Here is an 18,289-nt window from a genome sequence, read left to right as displayed (position 1 = left end):
GCCGGAGCCCGCGGTGGCCGGTGGTTCCGGCGGCGGGCGGCCTCAGCGGTCGGCGGCGGGTGACTACAGCGGTCGGCGGCAGGTGGCTTCAGCCGTCGTGGGCGGGCGACAACAACCGTCGGCGCCGGGTGGGTTCAGCGGTCGGCGGCGCGTACGACGAGGGCCGAGTTGAATCCGCCCTGGCCGCGGGCGAGCACCAGGGCGGTGCGTACGGGCGCGGGGCGGGGGGCGCCGACCACCAGGTCGATGTCGTACCGGTCGGCCAGGGCCGTGCCGATGGTCGGCGGGATCACGCCGTCGCGGATGCTCAGCAGCGCGGCGGCGACGTCCAGCGGCGCGGCGCCGGAGTAGAGGCGGCCGGTCATGGTCTTGGGCGCGGTCACCGGGACCCCGTGCGGGCCGAAGGTCTTGGTGATGGCCTCGGCCTCGATACGGTCGAGTTCGGGGATCGCGGCGGCGTCCGCGAAGACCACGTCCACCTCGTCGGGGCCGGTGCCCGCGTCCAACAGCGCTTCCTCGATGGCCCGTTCGATGCCGGGCGCCCGGCCGCTGCCCGGCCGGGGATCCATGGTGGCGGCGTGGCCGACGAGTTCGCCGTAGATGTTCCCGGCGCCTCGGGCCCGCGCGTGCTCGGCGTCCTCGACGACCAGCAACGCGCCGCCCTCGCCGGGCACATGGCCGCGGGCGGACGCGTCGAAGGGCAGGTAGGCGCGCTCGGCGTCGTCCCCGGTGGCCAGCCGTCCGCCGGCCAGTTGGGCCACCCACCCCCAGGAGCAGATCGACGCGTCGACGGCGCCGGCCACCACGACCGACGTCCCCTTGCGGATCTGGCGCCTGGCCTGGGCGAGCGCGTCCAGGCCGCCGGCCTGGTCGCTGACGACCACGCTGCTGGGGCCGCGCAGTCCGTGGCGGATGGAGATCTGCCCGCTGTTGACGGCGTAGAACCAGGCGAAGGACTGGTAGGCGGAGACGTACCGGCCGCCCTTGCTCCACAGGGCCTTGAGTTCGTTCTGGCCGAACTCGAAGCCGCCGGAGTGGCTGGCGGTGATCACCCCGGCCGCGTAGGCGGGCAGGTCGTCGGCGTCGATCCCGGCGTCCTTCAGCGACCAGTCCGCGCCCACCAGGGCCAACTGGGTCATTCGGTCGGTCTGCGGCAGCAGCCTGCTGGGCAGGTGCTCGCGGGCGTCGAAGCCGCCGATCTCACCGGCGAGCCGCGACGGGTAGTCCGAGGGGTCGAAGCGGGTGATCCGTCCGATGCCGCTGCGTCCTTCGAGGGTGGCGGCCCAGTACTCCTCGACGCCGAGGCCGTTGGGCGCGACGACACCGAGTCCGGTCACCACGGGGTGGGCGTTCATCGAGCGCTCCGATCCGGTCGGGCGAGCACTACCGCGCTCTGGAAGCCGCCGAAGCCGCTGCCGACCGACAGCACCGTGTCCGTACGCCAGTCGCGCGCGGTCAGCGGCACGTAGTCGAGGTCGCACTCCGGGTCCGGGTGGTGCAGATTGGCGGTGGGCGGTACGACGCTGTGCTCCATCGCCAGCACGGAGGCCGCGATCTCGATCGAGCCGATGGCGCCGAGCGAGTGGCCCACCATCGACTTGATGGAGCTGACCGGCGTCCGGTAGGCGTGGTCCCCGAGGCTGCGCTTGAAGGCGGCGGTCTCGTGGCGGTCGTTCTGCTTGGTGCCGGAGCCGTGCGCGTTGATGTAGTCGATGTTCTGCGGATCGATCCTGGCCTCGTCGAGCGCCACCCGGATCGCCTCGGCCATCTCCGCGCCGTCCGGGCGCAGTCCGGTCATGTGGAAGGCGTTGGACCGGGTCGCGTAACCGGCGACCTCGGCGTAGATGTGGGCGCCCCTGCGGCGCGCGCTCTCCAACTCCTCCAGGACGAACACGGCCGCCCCTTCGCCGAGTACGAAGCCGGTGCGGCTGGCGTCGAACGGGCGGGAGGCGTGCTCCGGGTCGTCGTTGCGCGCCGTGGTGGCCTTGATCGCGTCGAAGCAGGCGACGGTGATGGGCGAGATCGGGGCGTCGCTCGCCCCGGCCACGACCACGTCTGCCGCCCCGTCGCGGATCAGGTCGGTCGCGTAGCCGACGGCGTCGAGGCCGGAGGTGCAGCCGGTGGAGACCACCGTGCCGGGCCCCTCCGCGCCCACGGCCCAGGCGACCTCGGTCGCGAAGGAACTGGGGACCAGGAAGTTGTAGAGGTGCGGGACCGCGTACTCGTGGTCGACCAGGTCCAGCCGTCCGCCGTCGCTGACCGCGCGGTACTCCTGGTCGAGGCCGGTGGTGGCGCCGACGGCGCTGCCGATGGTCACGCCCACGCGGTGCGGGTCGACGGAGTCGAAGTCCAGTCCGCTGTCGGCGACCGCCTCGCGGGCGGTGACCACCGCGAACTGCGCGGCGCGGTCCATCCGGCGGATCTCCTGCGGGGTGAGCCCGGACAGTTCGGCGTCGAAGTCCGCCTCGGCGGCGATCTGGGAGCGGAACGGCGCCGGGTCGAAGAACGAGATCCTGCGGGTCGCGGTGCGTCCGTCGGCCAGCAGTTGCCAGAAGTCCTTGACCCCGATGCCGCCGGGGGCCGTGACACCGACTCCGGTGATCACGACGCGGCGGCCGGTCGACCTGCTCACGAAGCGCTCCAGTGGTAGAAGCGCTGGGCCATCGCGTCGGCCGGCGAGCGCCAGGTGGCGGGGTCGTACGCCTCGATGTGCGGCTTGAGGTCGTCGCTGATCCGGATGAACCGGGGGTCGTTCTTGGCGGTCTCGATGCGCTCGCCACCGTTCTCGGCGTCGAAATCCTGGAGGTGGAAGTACAGACCGCGGTACGAGAACAGCTCACGGCGGCGCGTGCCCATCAGATGCGGCATGTCGGTCCCGTCGAAGGCGCCGAATATCCGGGCGACCTCCTCGGCCGAGCCCAGGTTCATTCGGGCGACGATCAGTGTGCTGTGCATCTCTACCTCTCTCGCGAATCGAGTCGGGCGGGACCGAACCAGCGGTCCAGTGCCGCCGGAAGGTCGTAGTGGCTGCCGGGTCCGGCCCACGCCACATAGCCGTCGGGGCGGATCAGCACCGCGGTGGTGCCGTCGAGCGGATCGGGTCCGTCGCCGCGCAGGACGGCGGTGACGATGTCGATCCGCTCGCGCCAGTCGGCGGCGCGGCGGCGCACGTGCGGGTTGTCGGCCAGGTCGAGCAGGACGCCGCGGCCGGCGTGCAGCAGCGCGGTGCTGCTGGTCGGGCGGCCCCGCACGCTGAGTTCCACATGCGGCATCCGCGCCCCGAGGAGCGGATTGGGGCCGGGTCCCACGTCGTACCGGATCGCCAACCCGCTGACCTGCGCCGCGAGATGGCGGGTCACGTCCTGGTACGCGGTCAGCTCGGCGAGCACATCGCGCAGCGGCTGCGCCTCCTTGCCGCCGAGGATCAACTGGCTCTGCGCGCCGGTGTTGGCGAGCAACTGCCTGCCGACCTCGTGCCGTTCGGTGTGGTACGTGTCGAGCAGGGATTGCGGCGCGGTGCCGCGCAGGACCGCCGCGAGTTTCCAGCCGAGGTTCACCGAGTCCTGGATGCTGGTGTTCATGCCCTGGCCGCCTGCGGGGAAGTGGATGTGGGCGGCGTCGCCGGTCAGCAGGACCCGGCCCCTGCGGTAGTCGGAGACCTGGCGTGCGGCGTCGGTGAAGGCGCTGATCCACACCGGCTCCGCGCCGGAGATGTCGTCCCCGGTGAGCCGCTTCCAGGTGTCGGCGACCTCGTGGAAGAGCGGCGGGCCGCTCCGCCTGCGCGGCGGTGTGCCGCGCTCGCCGACGATGATGCGGTGCACGCCGCCCGCCAGCGGGGCGGACATCACCATGCCGCCGGCCGACAGTTCACCGGTCATACGGGGCGCCACGTCGATGCCGCGGATGTCCGCGAGCAGCAGTTCGGTGGCGCCCGCGGTGCCGGGGAAGTCGAAGCCGCCGGCCTTGCGGACGGTGCTGCGCCCGCCGTCGGCGCCGATCAGGTAGTCCGCCCGCAGTGTCCGCTCCCCGTCCGGGGTGCCGACGCGTACGGCGACGGACGCGTCTTCCTCCTGGTAGGAGCGGACCTCGTGACCGCGGCGGATCTCGGCGCCGAGTTCGAGCGCCCAGTTCTGCAGAACGGTCTCGGTGACGGACTGGGGCACGGTCTTGGCGCTGCGGTACGGGCCGTCGAGCACGCCGAGGTCCAGCGGGACCCCGCCGAAGTGGCCCTGCTCGCTGGTCGTGAGCTCACCGAAGCGGCGGAGCAGTCCGCGCTGGGCGAAAGTCTCGACTGTTCGAATCGCCAATCCTATTCCGCGTGATTCCGCGGTGGGTCCGGAAAGGCGCTCCAAAACAATGACGTCAATACCGGCCAGCCGCAGTTCCCCGGCGAGTACGAGCCCGGCCGGTCCGGCTCCCGCAATGATGACCGAAGCGCTCATACACCTCTCCCATCTGAAAGGGCAATCGCGTCCGCCGGGTTTCCGTTGGACGCAAATATCGTCCGTCACGCCCTGCCCAGAATTCAAGCAAAAATCTAAAGGGTATCTGAAAATGACCGTCAGAGGAACGTCAAACCGTGTCTTCAGGTTCCTGACACTCCGACCATGAAGCCGACGTCAGGCGCCACACCGCTCGACGGCGATTCATAAGAAACCGTCAAGGGATGTACAGGTTTCTTGACCGAGCACGACCGGGCGCTCCGCCCCAACTGCGCGTATGCGCCGGATAGTTGCGGGAACCTTGCAGGAGTATGAAATGTCCCGCCGGATCTTCAAAGCGGGCCCGGCGGCCGCTAATCTGCCAAAGAAATTTGAGCGATCCCCATCGAGGTTGGAAAGTCATGCGGGTGCTGGTAGCGGATTCCGACACGATTGGGGTCGGCAGCCTGAGTACCGAGTTGCAGCGGCACGGATTCGACATCGAGCAGTGCGGCACCGGTGCGGAGGCGCTGGAGAAGTACTCCAAGTTCGATTTCTTCCTCATCGACCTGGCGCTGCCCGACATGGACGGTCTCGAAGTGTGCCGATTGCTCCGGTCGGCGAGCGACATACCGATCATCGCCTTCACCGACCCCGACACCGAACTCGACCGGATCCTGTGCTTACAGGCCGGTTGCGACGACTGCATGGCCAAGCCTTTCGGATACCGCGAACTCCACGCGCGTATCGAGGCCGTCCTGCGGCGTTCAGGACCGCAACTCTCGGCCGCCGTCCGGTCGCAGCCGATCATGATCGGCTCGCTGTGCGTCGACCCGGACACCCGGGAGGTCCGGGTGAACGGCCGGCTCATCAGGCTCACCCGGATCGAGTTCTGCCTTCTCCTCCAACTCGCGTCACAGCCGCAGACGGTCTTCACCCGTACGCAGTTGATGGCCGACGTGTGGGGCTATCAGCACGACGGCCGCCCGCTGAGCGCGCGGGCGAGCCGCACCATCGACACCCATGTCAGCGCGCTGCGGAAGAAGTTGGGCGACCCGAGCTGGGTCGTCACGCTCCGCGGGATCGGGTTCCGGATGGGACACGGCTGAACGACTCCCGCCGCCCCCACCTCACTTCACCGCCGGAACACCCGTTCCGGTATCTCGCACCCCGGAACTTGTGTCCGGTACATCTCGCCTGGAAGGCCCTGCATCATGCCCGGCTCACGCCACCAAGCCCACCTGCTCGCCACGGCCGTCGTCCTGTCCCTGACGCTGGCGGCCTGCTCGTCGTCGGACTCCACGTCCCCGTCGACCGACGGGAAGACGGCCAAGCCCCACGCGGGCGGTCATCTGACCTTCGCGCTGGGCTCGGACCCGATCTGCGTCGACCCGCACCAGGCGGCCACCAACGACGCGGTCTACGCCGCGCGCGGGCTGGTGGACTCGCTCACCGACCAGGACGCGGCGACCGGGAAGATCGCCCCCTGGCTCGCCACCTCCTGGGACGTGAGCCCGGACGCCTCGGCGTTCACCTTCCATCTGCGCGACGGCGCGACCTTCAGTGACGGCAGCCCGGTGGACGCGAACGCCGTGAAGGCCAACTTCGACGCCGTGGTGAAGCTCGGGGCGAAGTCGATCTTCGGCTCCGGCTACCTCAGCGGCTACCGGAGTACCGAGGTCATCGACGCGCACACCGCGAAGGTCACCTTCGACCACCCCAACGCCCAGTTCCTCCAGGCCACTTCCACCACCACGCTCGGCCTGCTGGCCCCCGCGAGCCTGAAGGTCAGCGCCGAGAAGCTGTGCGCGGGGCCGCTGATCGGCTCGGGCCCCTTCACCCTGGCGAGCTACACCCCGGGACGCTCGGTGGAACTCAACCGGCGCGCCGACTACACCGGGGGCTCGGCCCTGTGGAAGCACAGCGGCCCCGCCTACCTGGACAAGATCACCTTCAAGGTCGTACCGGAGTCGGGCGTGCGCACCGGCAGCCTGGAATCCGGGCAGGTCGACGCCATCGCCGGGGTCGCGCCGCAGGACGAGGCGGGCGTCACCGGCCAGGGCGCGAAGCTGCTGTCCCGTTCCAACCCCGGCGTTCCGGTCGCGCTCAGCGTCAACACCTCGCGGCCCCAGGCGGGCGACATCGCGGTACGCCGGGCGCTGGAGGTCGCCATCGACCGCAAGGAGGTCGTCGACACCGTCCTCAGCGGCAGTTACCACCCGGCCACCAGCTCGCTGTCCAGCACCACCGACGGCTACCAGGACAACTCCAAGCTCCTCGCCCACGACCCGGCCGCCGCGGGGCGGATCCTGGACGCGGCGGGCTGGAAGCCGGGGCCCGGCGGCATCCGCGTGAAGAACGGCGCGAAGCTCGACCTCAAGGTCATTCTCGCGCCCAACTTCGGCCCCAACCAGTCCGTCCTGGAACTCGTGCAGCAGCAGGTGAAGAAGGCCGGCATCGGCCTCACCCTCAAGGTGCTGAGCATCGCCGACTACCAGGTCGCCCAGAAGAGCGGCGACTACGACCTGTCCTGGGGCAACGGCACCAGGGCCGACCCGGACATCCTGCGCACCGCCTTCTCCAGCAAGCTGCTCAACCTCTCGCACATCGACGACCCCGAGTTGCAGACCCTGCTCGACACCCAGGCCGCCGCGGCCGACCCCGCCAAGCGCGCCGCCATCGTCGCCTCGGCGCAGCGCCGCGTGCTCGAACAGGCTTACCAGATACCGGTGTTCGAGATGACCAGCGTGTACGCGCTCAGCGGCAAGGTGCACGACATCACCCTCGGCTCGTCGTCCCAGGCGCAGTTCCACGACGCCTGGCTCTCCTGAACGAAGGCGACGATGAGGACCTATCTCCTACGGCGGCTGCTCCAGGCCGTGTTCGTGCTGTGGGCCGCCTACACGGTGTCCTTCGGTGTGCTGTACCTGCTGCCCAGCGACCCGGCGACGATCATGGCGGCGGGCGGCGGTGACGCCAGTACGGTCACCCCGGCGCAGACCGAGGCACTGCGCCACCAGTACGGCCTGGACCAGCCGTTGGCCGAGCAGTACGGCACCAGGCTGCTCCATGCCCTGCACGGTGATCTGGGGCGGTCGGTGCAGAACGGTGTCCCGGTGACCCGGCTGCTCTCCCACGACCTCCCGACCACCGTCCAACTGGCCGCTAGCGCGCTGCTGCTGGCCCTGGTGCTGGGCAGCGCCGTGGCGCTGCTGGCCAGTTGGACGCGGAGCGGGCCGCTGCGCCAGCTCCTGCTCTCCTTACCGGCGTTGGGGGTGTCGGCGCCGACCTTCTGGGTGGGGCTGGTGCTGGTCCAGTTGTTCTCGTTCCGCTGGCATGTCTTCCCGGCCTTCGGCGACGAGGGCTTCGACTCCCTGGTCCTCCCGTCGGTCACGCTCGCGCTGCCCGGTGCCGCGCTCATCGCGCAGGTTCTCGCCAAGAGTCTGCGCACGGCACTGGCGGAGCCGTACGTCCAGACGGCCCTGGCCAAGGGGGCGAACCGGCGGCGGGTGCTGTTCGGACATGCCCTGCGCAACGCGTCGATCGCCCCGCTGACCCTGGTCGGCATCATGATCGGCAATCTCCTGGCCGGGGCGGTGGTCGTGGAGACCGTATTCGCCCGTGCCGGGATAGGACGTGAGACGGCCGCGGCGGTGACGGCCCAGGACATCCCGGTCGTCCAGGGCGTCGTCGTCCTCGGCGCCGTCACGTTCGTCCTGACGACTCTCGCCGTCGACCTGCTCCTGCCCCTGCTGGACCCGCGGATCACCGCGACGACGAAGCCGACGGTGCGGACATGACCGAACTGAGCCTCCCGGACGCGGACACGGCGGGGCCGGGCGCGGACCTGACCCGCGCCGAGCCCGCGCGGTCGCCGCACCCGCGGTCCCGGCTCCGCCGGTACGCGCGGTTCTGGCTGACGCGGCCGGGGCTGCTGCTGTCGGCGCTGCTGATCGCGGTGCTGCTGCCGACCGCGTTCTTCCCCCGGCTGCTCACCTCCCGCGATCCGCTGGCCGCGGCGCCGCGGGACAAGCTCGCGGCGCCGAGCGCGGAACACCTCTTCGGCACCGACCAGTTGGGCCGCGACGTCTTCGCCCGTGTCGTGCACGGCGCCCTGCTCACCCTCCAGGCGAGCGGGCTTGCCGTACTGGTCGGACTCGTCGTCGGGTCGCTGGCGGGGCTGCTCGCCGGCTACCTCGGCGGGGTCGTGGACGACACGCTGATGCGGCTCACCGACGTCCTGCTGTCCATCCCCGGCCTGCTGCTCTCGCTCGCGCTGGTGACGGCGCTGGGATTCGGCACTGTCAAGGTGGCCCTCGCCGTGGGGGTGACCAGCGTGTCGACCTTCACCAGGATCATGCGCGCCGAGGTGCTGAAGGTCGCGGGGTCCGGCTATGTGGAGGCGGCGCGGGCCTCGGGCACCCGATGGCCCGCGGTGCTGTGGCGGCACGTGCTGCCGAACGCGGCCGGTCCCGTACTGGTCTACGCGGCCATCGACTTCGGCGCGGTCATCCTCCAGGTGTCCTCGCTGTCGTTCCTCGGCTACGGCGCGCAGCCCCCGGCGCCGGAGTGGGGCTCGCTGGTCTCGGACGGCCGCAATTACCTCGCCACGGCCTGGTGGCTCACCACCTTGCCGGGGCTGGTGATCGCGGCCACCGTGCTCGCCGCCAATCGCATCGCCCGCTCCCTCGACGGCGAAGACACGGAGGACCGATGACGCACACGACACCGACGGACGGCGCATCCCCGCCGTCCGCAGGTCCGTTGCTCGACATCCGGGGGCTGCGGATCTCCTACCGCACCCGCACCGGAACCGTGCCCGCCGTCCGCGGCGTCGACCTGACCGTCCAGCCGGGCGAAGTGGTCGCCCTGGTCGGCGAGTCGGGCTCGGGCAAGAGCACGGCGGCGCTCGCGGTGACGGGGCTGCTGCCGCGCGGCGGCTCGCTCGACGCGGGGTCCGTCCTCTTCGACGGCGCCGACGTGGCGCGCGCCGGGGAGACGGGGCTGCGCGGGCTCAGGGGCCGGGAGATCGGCCTGATCCCGCAGGACCCGATGCTGTCGCTCAATCCCGTGCGGCGGGTCGGGTCCCAGGTGGCCGAGGCGCTGCTCATCCACCGGCTCGCCGACCGGGCGGAGGCGGCCCGGCAGGCCCTCGACCTGCTCGGCGAGGCGGGACTGCCCGACCCGGTCCGGGTCGCGCGCCAGTACCCGCACGAGCTGTCCGGCGGCATGCGCCAGCGGGTGCTGATCGCCATCGCGCTGGCCGCGCGGCCCCGGCTGGTCATCGCCGACGAGCCCACGAGCGCGCTGGACGTCACCGTCCAGCGGACGATCCTCGACCACATCGACACGCTGACCCGGGACCGGGGCATCGCGGTTTTGCTGATCACCCACGACCTCGGGGTCGCGGCGGACCGGGCGCACCGGGTGAGTGTCATGTCGCGCGGCGAGGTCGTCGAGACCGGACCCGTACGGCAGGTGCTCGAAGAACCGGAGCACCCCTACACCCGCGGCCTGCTCGCGGCGGCCCCGAGTCTGGCCCGGTCGCCGGTACCGGCTCCGGCCCGGTCACGAGCCGCGTTCCGGTCCGTTCGGGAGCGGGCGTACGGAGCCGGCCCGGTCGCGGGGAAAGCGCCGCTCGTGGCCGGGGAGCCGGGCGCGGCGGAGGACCTGGTCGTGGCCGAGGACCTGGTCAAGGAGTACCCCGGCCGCCGAGGGGACCGGCGCCTCGGCGTACGGGCCGTCGACGGGGTCAGCCTGCGGGTCGGCCGGGGCGAGACCGTCGCCCTCGTCGGCGAGTCGGGCTCGGGCAAGTCGACGACGGCGCGGATGCTCGTACGGCTCACCGAGCCGACCTCCGGGCGGATCACCTTCGACGGGCGGGACATCACCGGCCTCGACGGCGGTGAGCTGCGCCGACTGCGCCGCCGTATGCAGATCGTCCAGCAGAGTCCGTACGCCTCGCTGTCCCCCCGGATGTCCGTCGCGGAGATCGTCTGCGAGCCGCTGCGGGCCTTCCGGATCGGCTCCCGCGCCGAGCGCGCCAGGCGGGCGGCGGATCTGCTGGACCTGGTCCGGCTGCCCGCCGCGTTCCTGGGCCGCCGCGCCTCCGAGCTGTCCGGCGGTCAGCGCCAGCGGGTCGCGATCGCCCGCGCGCTGGCACTGGACCCGGATCTGGTGGTCTGCGACGAGCCCGTCTCCGCGCTCGACGTGTCGTCGCAGGCGCAGATCCTGGATCTGCTCGCCGGTCTCCAGGACCAGCTCGGTCTCAGCTATCTCTTCATCTCGCACGATCTGGCCGTCGTCCGCCAGATCGCCTCACGGGTCGGCGTGATGCGGGCGGGACGGCTCGTCGAGAGCGGCACGGTGAAGGAGGTCTTCGCCGCGCCCTCCCACCCGTACACACGGGAACTGCTGGCCTCCGTGCCGGGCAGCCTCGTCCGGTGACCGGTCGTCCGTGCCCGGCCCGCGGTTCGTCGCGGGCCGGGCACGGACATTGGCGCGGGCGGTTCTAGCCCGCGCTGAAGGAGACCACCGGCGTGTAGGCGGTGCCGGCGTTGAACTCCACCTGCTGGGTGCCCCTGGGCGAGCCGAGGGCGGTCAGCGGCAGCGTCCAGGTGTACGTCGAGCCGCTGATCGTGGTGGTCGGGGCCGGTGTGGCGGCAGCCCACGCCCAGCCGGTCGAGGTGCTGCGGTAGAGGGAGCCGTTCTCGATCATGTAGTCCGCGCCGAGCGGTGAGGACGACGGCGCGGGCGCCTGGTAGCCGGTCGCGGTGTTGCCGTCGGTGTTGATGAAGACGTGGTGGAAGCTCTCGGAGCTGTTGAAGGTCGCCTTGAAGACGGCCGTGCCCGCCGAGGCGCACGCCGAGTACGAGGTGATGGCGCCGGAGCCCGCGGTGGTGGTGCACCCGGTGCCCCCGCCGGAGCCGCCGGTGCCCCCGGACCCGCCCGATCCGGCGGCAGCGGCCTTCGCCAGTTCGTCGGACCAGTACGCGCCGGTGGGCAGGGTGTCCCACGGATTGGGCAGGTTGTCCGGGGTGACGTACAGATAACCGGCGTTGCGCTGCTTGCTCAGTGCGACCGCGTTCTCCATGTCGGCCTGCGCCGGGGTGTCGTAGACCAGGTGCCAGAACTTGTCGGGGTTGGCGTAGTTCAGCTCCCAGTCGGGCGCGGTCCAGGAGGCGTAGACGCTGTAGGTGTTCTCGAACATCACCAGGACGTCGGCCGCCGACGCGTAGCAGGACTCGGCGGGCGAACCGGGGTTGTCGACGGTGAGGGCGCCCGGGTGGGCCTGTTTGGTGGTGGAGTTGATGCCGCTGTAGAGGTTCACGTGCGCGTTGCCCGAGCCGCAGTCGCCCAGGGCGTCGTCGAAGAAGATGCCCGCGAGGCCCGAAGAGCCGTACCAGGAGTACCAGTTGGCCACGTCGGCGTTGATCTGCGCGGTCCACGCGGCGACGCTGGTCTGTCCGCCGCGGGTGGTACGCCCTGTGGTGCCGAAGTAGCCGGTGTCGACGTAGCCGAGCACCTTCGCCCCGGCTCCGGCCGCCGCGCTCACGGCCGAGGCGTAGCCGCTGTCGACCGCGGTGCCGGGCCCGTTGGAGGGGTTCGCGACGGCGATGCCGACGCGGGACCCCGCCTGGTCGATCTGGGTCCAGAAGGCGCGGCCGGCGGCGTCCGAGGGGTTGAAGTACGCGGGTACGGCCAGATGCTGCGCTCCGGCTGCCGCGCTCGCCCGGCCGGACAGCGTGCCGAACATGGTCAGCGCGAGCGCGGCGGCGACCGCCGCGCTCACGGCGGCCCTGGTCCGGTGCGCGGCGGTGAGGCGATGCCGCGACCGGGTGCGTGCGAGTGATCGGATGAGGGACATGTGATCCCCTTTCGACGGTGGGGGGTTGCGTGAACAGGGGGTGGGACCAGGGGGACAGGAGGCGTCAGCCCTTGACCCCGGTGTGCGCAATTCCCTGCACGAACTGCCGTTGCAGGAGCACGAAGACGGCGATGACCGGGAGCGAGGCGAGCAGCGATCCGGCCATCAGCACGGGGTAGTCGGTCTGGAACTGCCCCTGGAGCGAGGCCAGTCCGGCGGACAGGGTCATCTTGTCCGGGTCGGTGTTGACCACCAGCGGCCAGAACAGGTCGTTCCAGGACCACAGCAGCGCGAGGACCGCCAGCGCGACGAGTCCGGGGCGGACCAGCGGCAGCATCACCGACCAGTAGATCCGCCAGGGCCCCGCGCCGTCGATGCGCGCCGCCTCCTCCAGCTCCTTCGGCAGGGCCAGGAACGACTGCCGGAGCAGGAAGACGCCGAACGCGCTGAACATGCCGGGCAGGATCAGCGCCTGGAGGCTGTTGAGCCAGCCGAGGTCGGACATGATCTGGTACTGGGGGATGATGAACAGTTGCGGCGGCACCATCAGCACCGACAGGAACAGCCCGAAGAGCATCCCGCGGCCGGGGAAACGCAGCCGCGCGAAGGCGTAGGCGGCCATCGGGCACAGCACGACCTGGCCGAGCGTCCGCCCGAGCGACATCAGCAGCGTGTTGAGGAACTGCCGGCCGAACGGCAGCAGGTCGAAGACCTTGCCGTAGTTGTCCCAGTGCCCGCCGGGCAGCGGCGACGGCGGCACATGGGTCGCGTCGCTCAGCGACTTCAGGGAGGTGACGATCTGCCAGAGGAACGGCGCGACCATCGCCAGCGACGCCGCGATCAGCACGGTGTGCACCAGCGGATGACGTCCGCGCCGGGAGCGGCGGGCGGGCCGGTCCGCGGCCCGGCCGGCCGTGTGGACCTCAGCCATAGTGCACCCACCTCTTCTGCATGCGGAACTGAAAGGCCGTCAGCGCGACGATGACCAGCAGCAGGACCATCACGATCGCCGCCGCGTAGCCGCGGTCGTTGGTGACGAACGCGCGGTCGTAGAAGAGCTGCACGACCGTCTCCAGGCGCGGGAACGCCGGGTTGGAGCGGGCCGCGGCGCCCGATCCAGCCATGACGTAGACCAGGTCGAACAGTTGGAGCGAGCCGATGACCGAGATCACCGAGACGAAGAACGCGGTGGGCGACAGCAGCGGCAGGGTGACCGAGCGGAACTGCCGCAGCGGGCCCGCGCCGTCGATCTCCGCGGCCTCGTAGTACTCGCGCGGGATCGCCTGCATCCCGGCCAGGAAGATCACCAGGTTGTAGCCGATGCTGCTCCACACGCCCACCACGACCAGGGCGTACAGCGCCACCCGAGGGTCGGCCACCCAGTTCGGGCCGTCGATGCCGACCAGCGACAGCAGGTAGTTGATCAGCCCGTAGTCGCCGTTGTAGAGCCAGCGCCACACCATGCCGATCGCCACCGGCATGGTGACCACCGGCAGGAAGAACACGGTGCGGTAGACGCCGACGCCGCGCAGCCCCCGACGGTTGAGCAGCGCCGCGAAGACGATCGCCAGCGGGATCGACAGCAGTCCGAGCCCGGTGTAGGCGAGGGTGTTGACCAGCGCCCGGCCGAACTCGCCGTCGTGCAGCATCCGGTGGTAGTTGTCCAACCCGCTCCAGGTGTGGCCGCCGAAGGCGCCCCAGCGGGTGAACGAGAAGTACGCGGTCTGCACGACCGGCCACAGGTAGAAGACCGCGAGGCCCAAGCCGGTCGGCGCGATGAAGGCGTAGCCCCACAGCGCCTCGGTGACGCGGTCGCGGCGCGGTCGCCGGAAGCGGCCGGGCAGCCGTGACAGCCGCCCGGTCCGCGGCCGGGCGCCGGTGGCCGCCTGCACGTCCCCGGCGGCGGCGCCGGGGGTGGACGTGAGGGTCATGTCACTCCTTGGCGAGCAGGTCGTCCATCGCCGCGGCCAGCCCGCGCGCCGCCTTGTCCACCGGCTCCTGGCCGTTCCACGCCTTGGTGAGATACGTCAGCTCGGCCTCGTTCCAGGCGGCGGTGTTCTTCGAGACCGGGTACGGGACGCCGTACGGCACCTCGTCGAGGAAGGTCTGGAGGTGGAACTGCGGGTAGGCGGCGATCCAGGCGCCCTGCGTGCCGTTGTACGCCGGCATCGCGCCGGACTTGGCCAGGATCTCGGCGGCCGGCTCGGAGCCGAGGAAGTTCACGAACTGCCATGCCTGGTCGGGGTGTTTGGTCCGCGCCGAGACCACGTTGGCGAGGCCGTGGATGATCGTGGCCCGCTTCTCGCCCGTGGGCAGCGGGGCGACGTCGACCCGGTCCTTGGTGTAGGCGTTGCCGCCGAATTCCAGGGAGTCCCAGGAGCCGCCCCAGTACATCGCGAGCTTGCCCGCCTCGAAGAGCTGGAGCGGCGCGGTGTCCGTCATGGTCTTCAGGTCGGGCGACTGCTTCTTCTGGATCAGGTCGGTCCAAAAGCGCAGGCCCTCGATCGTCTTCGGATCGGCGTAACCGGACTTCGTGCCGTCCGGTGAGATCACATAGCCGCCGGCCTGGGCGATGGTGTTGTACTGGTACTCCTGGAAGCTGGTCAGCTCCGCGCCGGTGGCGTACTGGCCCTTGCTCGCGTCCGTCAGCTCCGCGGCCGCCTTCCGGAAGTCGCCCCAGGTCCAACCGGCCTTCGGGTAGGGGACCTTGGCGGCGTCGAAGAGCGTCTTGTTGTACCAGACGCCGACCGTGTCCAGGTCCTTCGGCAGTCCGTAGTGCTTGCCCTGATACGTGTACTGGTCGACCAACTGCTTGGGGTAGGCGGACAGGTCGGTCCTGTCCTTGGCGATGCCGTCGTCCAGCGGGCGGATCACGCCGTTGGAGGCGTAGAGCTGGAAGTTGGGGCCGTTCATCCAGAAGACGTCAGGGGCGGCGCCGCCGGTGGCAGCCGCCTTGAGCTTGGTCCAGTAGTCGGCCCACGGGGTGAGCTGGACCTTGACCGTGATGCCGGGGTGGGTGCGGGTGAACTCGCGGCCGAGCTGCTCCATGGCCGTCTTCTGCGTCGCGTCCCACACCCCGTACGACAAGGTGACCTTGCCGCCCGAACCGCCCGCGCCCGAACCGCCCGCGTCCGAGCCGCTCCCGCCCGACGAACAGGCCGAGGCGGCCAGCACCACCCCGAGCGCCACCTCACACCATCGCACCGACTTCCGCATACCGGGCCCTCCCAGGATCCACACGCCCCGGCGGTGGACCGTCAGCCGGAGTCGTCGAGTGGCATTAATCATGGAGTCCATGGAAATTAAGTCAAGACCCGTGAGATGAAGAATTCCTCTCAGTGGTCTCCGCGCCCGGTCAGACGCGGCGGGAGAAGTGCTCCACGCCGCCCAGTTCGTGCCGTTCGCGCAGTTGCCGGTCCACGTGGTCGAGGGCCAGCCGCAGCGCGCCCAGCGCCACCCCCTCGTCGCCGAACTCGGAGATCCGCACCTCGGGCGTGCGGATGCACCAGCGGTCCAGCTCGCGCCGCAGCGGCTCCGCGATCAGGTCGGCCGACCGGGAGAAACCGCCGCCGATCACGACCAGTTCCGGGTCCAGGGTCAGCACCAGCGCCGCCGTCCCGACGGCCACGTCCCGCACATAGCGCCGCACCACCGCCGCCGCCTTGCGGTCGCCCGCGCGCGCCGCCTCGAACACCGCCTCGGCCGCGGCCTCCTGGTCAACCGCTGTGTCCGCGTGCGCTCCCGCGCCCCGCCCCTGCCCCTGCCCCGACGGCCCGGTCCGCTCCGGCGCGGGACCGGCCTGCGGCGGCCACGCGCGCAGGTGCTCCTGCGCCCTGATCCAGCCCGAGGCGGGCAGTGCTCCGATCTCTCCGGCCGCGTTGCCGAAGCCGCGGTGCAGCTTGCCGTCGATGATCAGCCCGGCGCCGGTCCGCAGACCGGCGAGGATCACCACCACGTCCTTGGCGTAACGCGCCGCCCCGCACCACGACTCGGCCAGCGCGGCCAGCTTGCTGTCGTTCTCGACCAGCGCCGGGCCGCCGACCAGGCGGCGCAGATGCGCTCCGACGTCCACGCCGGTCCACTCCGGCAGCGCCTCGGAGAGCATCACCCTGCCCGCGCCGTCCACCAGTCCGGTGGTGGCCACGCCCGTCGCCCACAGGTCGCCGGTGGTCAGACCGCCGCCCGCGAGCGCTCCTGCCACCGCGCCGTCCAGCGCGGCCAGGCGCTCCTTGCGGCCCATGGCCGGCGCCACCGCGACCCGGGCGCTGTGCAGCACTGTTCCGTCCAGGTCCGCCACCAGCGCCAGGATCTTGTGGCCGCCGATGTCCACCCCGAGCACACGGCCCGCGTCGGCGCGGAACCGGAACCGCCGGGCGGGCCGGCCCACCATCCCGGCCGCGGCGGGCACCTCGGCCAGCCAGCCGTTGTCCAGCAACTCGCGCACCACGTCCTCCGTGGAGGCGCGCGACAGCCCGGTCCGCCGGGACAGCTCGGTCAGGGTCATCGCCGGTGCGGACCTCAGCTCCCCCAGCACGGCGAGGGAGTTGAGCTGCCGGAGCCGGGAGAGGTCGCCGCCGCTCGGAGTCTCGGTCACGACGTCCCCTTGAGTTTGGTTGCTGCGCGCTTAATAATGAGAGAGTCCATGATAAATAGGAAAGGATCCTATGTCTCGGGTGACTCTAGCTCTCGTCGGCGCCGGGCTGCGCGGACAGACCTACGCACGCCACGCGCAGGTCACCGGCACAGGGCGGGTGGTGGCACTGGCCGAACCCGATCCGGTGCGGCGCGCCGCCGCGGCCGAGGAGTTCGCCGTCCCGCAGGACCGGGTGTACGCCGACTGGTCGGAACTGGCGGCGGCGGGACGGCTCGCCGACGCCGCGATCGTGGCCACCCAGGACAGACAGCACACCGAACCGGCCGTCGCGCTGGCGGACCTCGGCTATCACGTGCTCCTGGAGAAGCCGATGGCCACCACCGAGGCCGAGTCCGCGGAGATCGCCGAGGCGGCCGAGCGGAACAAGATCATGCTCGCCGTCTGCCATGTCCTGCGGTACACCCCGTACACGCAGACGCTCAAGCGGATGCTGGACGAGGGCGCGATCGGCCGACTGGTCAGCGTCCAGCACCTGGAGCCGGTCGGCTGGTGGCACCAGGCGCACTCGTTCGTCCGGGGCAACTGGCGGCGCTCGGACACCTCGGCGCCGATGCTGCTCACCAAGTCGTGCCACGACATCGACTGGCTGGTCTACCTCTTCGGCCGCTCGCCGCGCCGGGTCAGCTCTTTCGGCAGTCTCACCCACTTCCGGGCCGAGGCCGCCCCCGCGGGCGCCGCCGCGCGCTGCACCGACTGCCCGATCGAGAGCACCTGCCCGTACTCGGCCAAGCGCCTGTACCTGGACTGTCTGGCGGACCCCGAGCGGCGCTACTGGCCGCTGTCCGCGGTCACCGAGGACCACACCGAGGCCGGTGTCCTTCAGGCGCTGCGCACCGGTCCTTACGGGCGCTGCGTCTACGCGTGCGACAACGACGTCGTCGACCACCAGGTGGTCTCGATGGAGTTCGACGACGGCGCCACCTGCTCGTTCACGATGAGCGCCTTCACCCCGCAGGAGCACCGCAGGACCCGGCTGCTGGGCACCCACGGCTATCTCGACGGCGACGGCGTCACCATCAGGACGGTCGACTTCCGTACCGGCGAGGAGGGCGTCGTGGACACCAGCACCACCGCGGGCGCCTCGGCCGCGGACGGTCACGGCGGGGGTGACGAGGCGCTGATGGACGCCTTCCTGGAGGCGGTCGCCACCGGAGACGGCGGCGTCCTGAAGTCCGACGCGGCGGCGAGTCTGGCCAGCCACCGCGTGGTGTGGGCCGCGGAGGAGGCCAGGACGACCGGCACCGTCGTCGCGCTCGCGTCCGCGGTCTGAGGAGCCGCGCCCCGGAGCAGACCGGCCCGCGCCCCGGAGCACGCCGACCCGCGCCCCGGAGAAAACCGCACGGCGCC

General features: G+C 71.1%; 15 protein-coding genes. 6 read left to right on the top strand and 9 right to left on the bottom strand.

Annotated elements, in window-relative coordinates; translation table 11 throughout:
• Positions 1–134: 134 nt before the first annotated feature.
• From ACIO6U_RS17690 to ACIO6U_RS17675, 4 genes are read right to left on the bottom strand one after another with little or no spacing between them, the layout of a single operon-like run.
• Positions 135–1,355 carry a ketosynthase chain-length factor gene (locus tag ACIO6U_RS17690; RefSeq protein WP_355335468.1) on the bottom strand — a complete coding sequence of 407 codons (1,221 nt, stop codon included), beginning with the start codon at positions 1,353–1,355 and terminating at the stop codon, positions 135–137.
• Positions 1,352–2,632: a beta-ketoacyl-[acyl-carrier-protein] synthase family protein gene (locus tag ACIO6U_RS17685; protein ID WP_401719970.1), complete on the bottom strand. Its 1,281-nt coding sequence runs from the start codon at positions 2,630–2,632 to the stop codon at positions 1,352–1,354. The genes ACIO6U_RS17690 and ACIO6U_RS17685 overlap by 4 nt, the downstream gene beginning before the upstream one ends.
• Positions 2,629–2,955 carry a TcmI family type II polyketide cyclase gene (locus ACIO6U_RS17680; protein ID WP_355335472.1) on the bottom strand — a complete coding sequence of 109 codons (327 nt, stop codon included), beginning with the start codon at positions 2,953–2,955 and terminating at the stop codon, positions 2,629–2,631. Before ACIO6U_RS17680 ends, ACIO6U_RS17685 begins: the two co-directional genes overlap by 4 nt.
• A 2-nt stretch (positions 2,956–2,957) precedes the next feature.
• On the bottom strand, positions 2,958–4,442 hold the full coding sequence (locus ACIO6U_RS17675; protein WP_401719966.1) for an FAD-dependent monooxygenase: 1,485 nt from the start codon (positions 4,440–4,442) through the stop codon (positions 2,958–2,960).
• Between the two features lie 401 nt (positions 4,443–4,843).
• Here ACIO6U_RS17675 and ACIO6U_RS17670 point away from each other — a divergent pair, with 401 nt between their 5' ends.
• The 5 genes from ACIO6U_RS17670 (at position 4,844) to ACIO6U_RS17650 (ending at position 10,868) form a co-directional block, all read left to right on the top strand.
• Positions 4,844–5,530 carry a response regulator transcription factor gene (locus tag ACIO6U_RS17670; protein ID WP_355335477.1) on the top strand — a complete coding sequence of 229 codons (687 nt, stop codon included), beginning with the start codon at positions 4,844–4,846 and terminating at the stop codon, positions 5,528–5,530.
• A 105-nt stretch (positions 5,531–5,635) separates the two neighbouring features.
• The gene (locus tag ACIO6U_RS17665) at positions 5,636–7,252 is read left to right on the top strand and encodes an ABC transporter substrate-binding protein (RefSeq protein ID WP_401719962.1); all 1,617 of its coding nucleotides are present in this window, start codon (positions 5,636–5,638) and stop codon (positions 7,250–7,252) included.
• 12 nt (positions 7,253–7,264) lie between these two features.
• Entirely contained in the window at positions 7,265–8,221 is a 957-nt protein-coding gene (locus tag ACIO6U_RS17660; protein ID WP_355335481.1) for an ABC transporter permease, read from the top strand.
• The gene (locus ACIO6U_RS17655) at positions 8,218–9,138 is read left to right on the top strand and encodes an ABC transporter permease (RefSeq protein WP_355335483.1); all 921 of its coding nucleotides are present in this window, start codon (positions 8,218–8,220) and stop codon (positions 9,136–9,138) included. The genes ACIO6U_RS17660 and ACIO6U_RS17655 overlap by 4 nt, the downstream gene beginning before the upstream one ends.
• Complete coding sequence (locus ACIO6U_RS17650; protein ID WP_401719958.1) at positions 9,135–10,868, top strand: dipeptide ABC transporter ATP-binding protein; 1,734 nt, start codon at positions 9,135–9,137, stop codon at positions 10,866–10,868. The genes ACIO6U_RS17655 and ACIO6U_RS17650 overlap by 4 nt, the downstream gene beginning before the upstream one ends.
• A 64-nt stretch (positions 10,869–10,932) precedes the next feature.
• Here the strand turns inward: ACIO6U_RS17650 and ACIO6U_RS17645 are convergent, their stop codons facing one another.
• From ACIO6U_RS17645 to ACIO6U_RS17625, 5 genes are all read right to left on the bottom strand, one after another.
• On the bottom strand, positions 10,933–12,288 hold the full coding sequence (locus tag ACIO6U_RS17645; protein ID WP_401719955.1) for a spherulation-specific family 4 protein: 1,356 nt from the start codon (positions 12,286–12,288) through the stop codon (positions 10,933–10,935).
• Positions 12,289–12,352: 64 nt separating this feature from the next.
• Positions 12,353–13,219 (bottom strand): carbohydrate ABC transporter permease, encoded by an 867-nt coding sequence (locus ACIO6U_RS17640; RefSeq protein WP_355335489.1) that lies wholly within the window; start codon positions 13,217–13,219, stop codon positions 12,353–12,355.
• Positions 13,212–14,219 (bottom strand): carbohydrate ABC transporter permease, encoded by a 1,008-nt coding sequence (locus ACIO6U_RS17635; protein WP_401719950.1) that lies wholly within the window; start codon positions 14,217–14,219, stop codon positions 13,212–13,214. The genes ACIO6U_RS17640 and ACIO6U_RS17635 overlap by 8 nt, the downstream gene beginning before the upstream one ends.
• A gap of 1 nt (position 14,220) precedes the next feature.
• Positions 14,221–15,504 (bottom strand): ABC transporter substrate-binding protein, encoded by a 1,284-nt coding sequence (locus ACIO6U_RS17630; RefSeq protein WP_401719947.1) that lies wholly within the window; start codon positions 15,502–15,504, stop codon positions 14,221–14,223.
• A 139-nt stretch (positions 15,505–15,643) separates the two neighbouring features.
• Positions 15,644–16,882 (bottom strand): ROK family transcriptional regulator, encoded by a 1,239-nt coding sequence (locus ACIO6U_RS17625; RefSeq protein ID WP_401719944.1) that lies wholly within the window; start codon positions 16,880–16,882, stop codon positions 15,644–15,646.
• A gap of 70 nt (positions 16,883–16,952) precedes the next feature.
• Here ACIO6U_RS17625 and ACIO6U_RS17620 point away from each other — a divergent pair, with 70 nt between their 5' ends.
• Positions 16,953–18,212, top strand: a complete 1,260-nt coding sequence (locus tag ACIO6U_RS17620; protein WP_391051254.1) for a Gfo/Idh/MocA family oxidoreductase — start codon at positions 16,953–16,955, stop codon at positions 18,210–18,212.
• The last annotated feature ends 77 nt before the right edge of the window (positions 18,213–18,289 follow it).

Origin of the sequence: Streptomyces sp. NPDC087422 (genome assembly GCF_044744145.1) — a bacterium.
In the GTDB taxonomy this organism is placed as follows: Bacteria; Actinomycetota; Actinomycetes; order Streptomycetales; family Streptomycetaceae; genus Actinacidiphila.
The sequence above is the reverse complement of the archived record's forward strand: the minus strand, read 5'-3'. Positions and strand labels throughout refer to the sequence as shown.

What these genes read in the sequence shown, in the direction of transcription:
- ACIO6U_RS17650 (WP_401719958.1), top strand. Translation starts at nt 9,135, where the DNA reads ATGACGCACACGACACCGACGGACGGCGCATCCCCGCCGTCCGCAGGT.
- ACIO6U_RS17620 (WP_391051254.1), top strand. Translation starts at nt 16,953, where the DNA reads ATGTCTCGGGTGACTCTAGCTCTCGTCGGCGCCGGGCTGCGCGGACAG.
- ACIO6U_RS17675 (WP_401719966.1), bottom strand. Translation starts at nt 4,442, where the DNA reads ATGAGCGCTTCGGTCATCATTGCGGGAGCCGGACCGGCCGGGCTCGTA.
- ACIO6U_RS17690 (WP_355335468.1), bottom strand. Translation starts at nt 1,355, where the DNA reads ATGAACGCCCACCCCGTGGTGACCGGACTCGGTGTCGTCGCGCCCAAC.
- ACIO6U_RS17665 (WP_401719962.1), top strand. Translation starts at nt 5,636, where the DNA reads ATGCCCGGCTCACGCCACCAAGCCCACCTGCTCGCCACGGCCGTCGTC.
- ACIO6U_RS17640 (WP_355335489.1), bottom strand. Translation starts at nt 13,219, where the DNA reads ATGGCTGAGGTCCACACGGCCGGCCGGGCCGCGGACCGGCCCGCCCGC.
- ACIO6U_RS17670 (WP_355335477.1), top strand. Translation starts at nt 4,844, where the DNA reads ATGCGGGTGCTGGTAGCGGATTCCGACACGATTGGGGTCGGCAGCCTG.
- ACIO6U_RS17635 (WP_401719950.1), bottom strand. Translation starts at nt 14,219, where the DNA reads ATGACCCTCACGTCCACCCCCGGCGCCGCCGCCGGGGACGTGCAGGCG.
- ACIO6U_RS17645 (WP_401719955.1), bottom strand. Translation starts at nt 12,288, where the DNA reads ATGTCCCTCATCCGATCACTCGCACGCACCCGGTCGCGGCATCGCCTC.
- ACIO6U_RS17660 (WP_355335481.1), top strand. Translation starts at nt 7,265, where the DNA reads ATGAGGACCTATCTCCTACGGCGGCTGCTCCAGGCCGTGTTCGTGCTG.
- ACIO6U_RS17630 (WP_401719947.1), bottom strand. Translation starts at nt 15,504, where the DNA reads ATGCGGAAGTCGGTGCGATGGTGTGAGGTGGCGCTCGGGGTGGTGCTG.
- ACIO6U_RS17680 (WP_355335472.1), bottom strand. Translation starts at nt 2,955, where the DNA reads ATGCACAGCACACTGATCGTCGCCCGAATGAACCTGGGCTCGGCCGAG.
- ACIO6U_RS17655 (WP_355335483.1), top strand. Translation starts at nt 8,218, where the DNA reads ATGACCGAACTGAGCCTCCCGGACGCGGACACGGCGGGGCCGGGCGCG.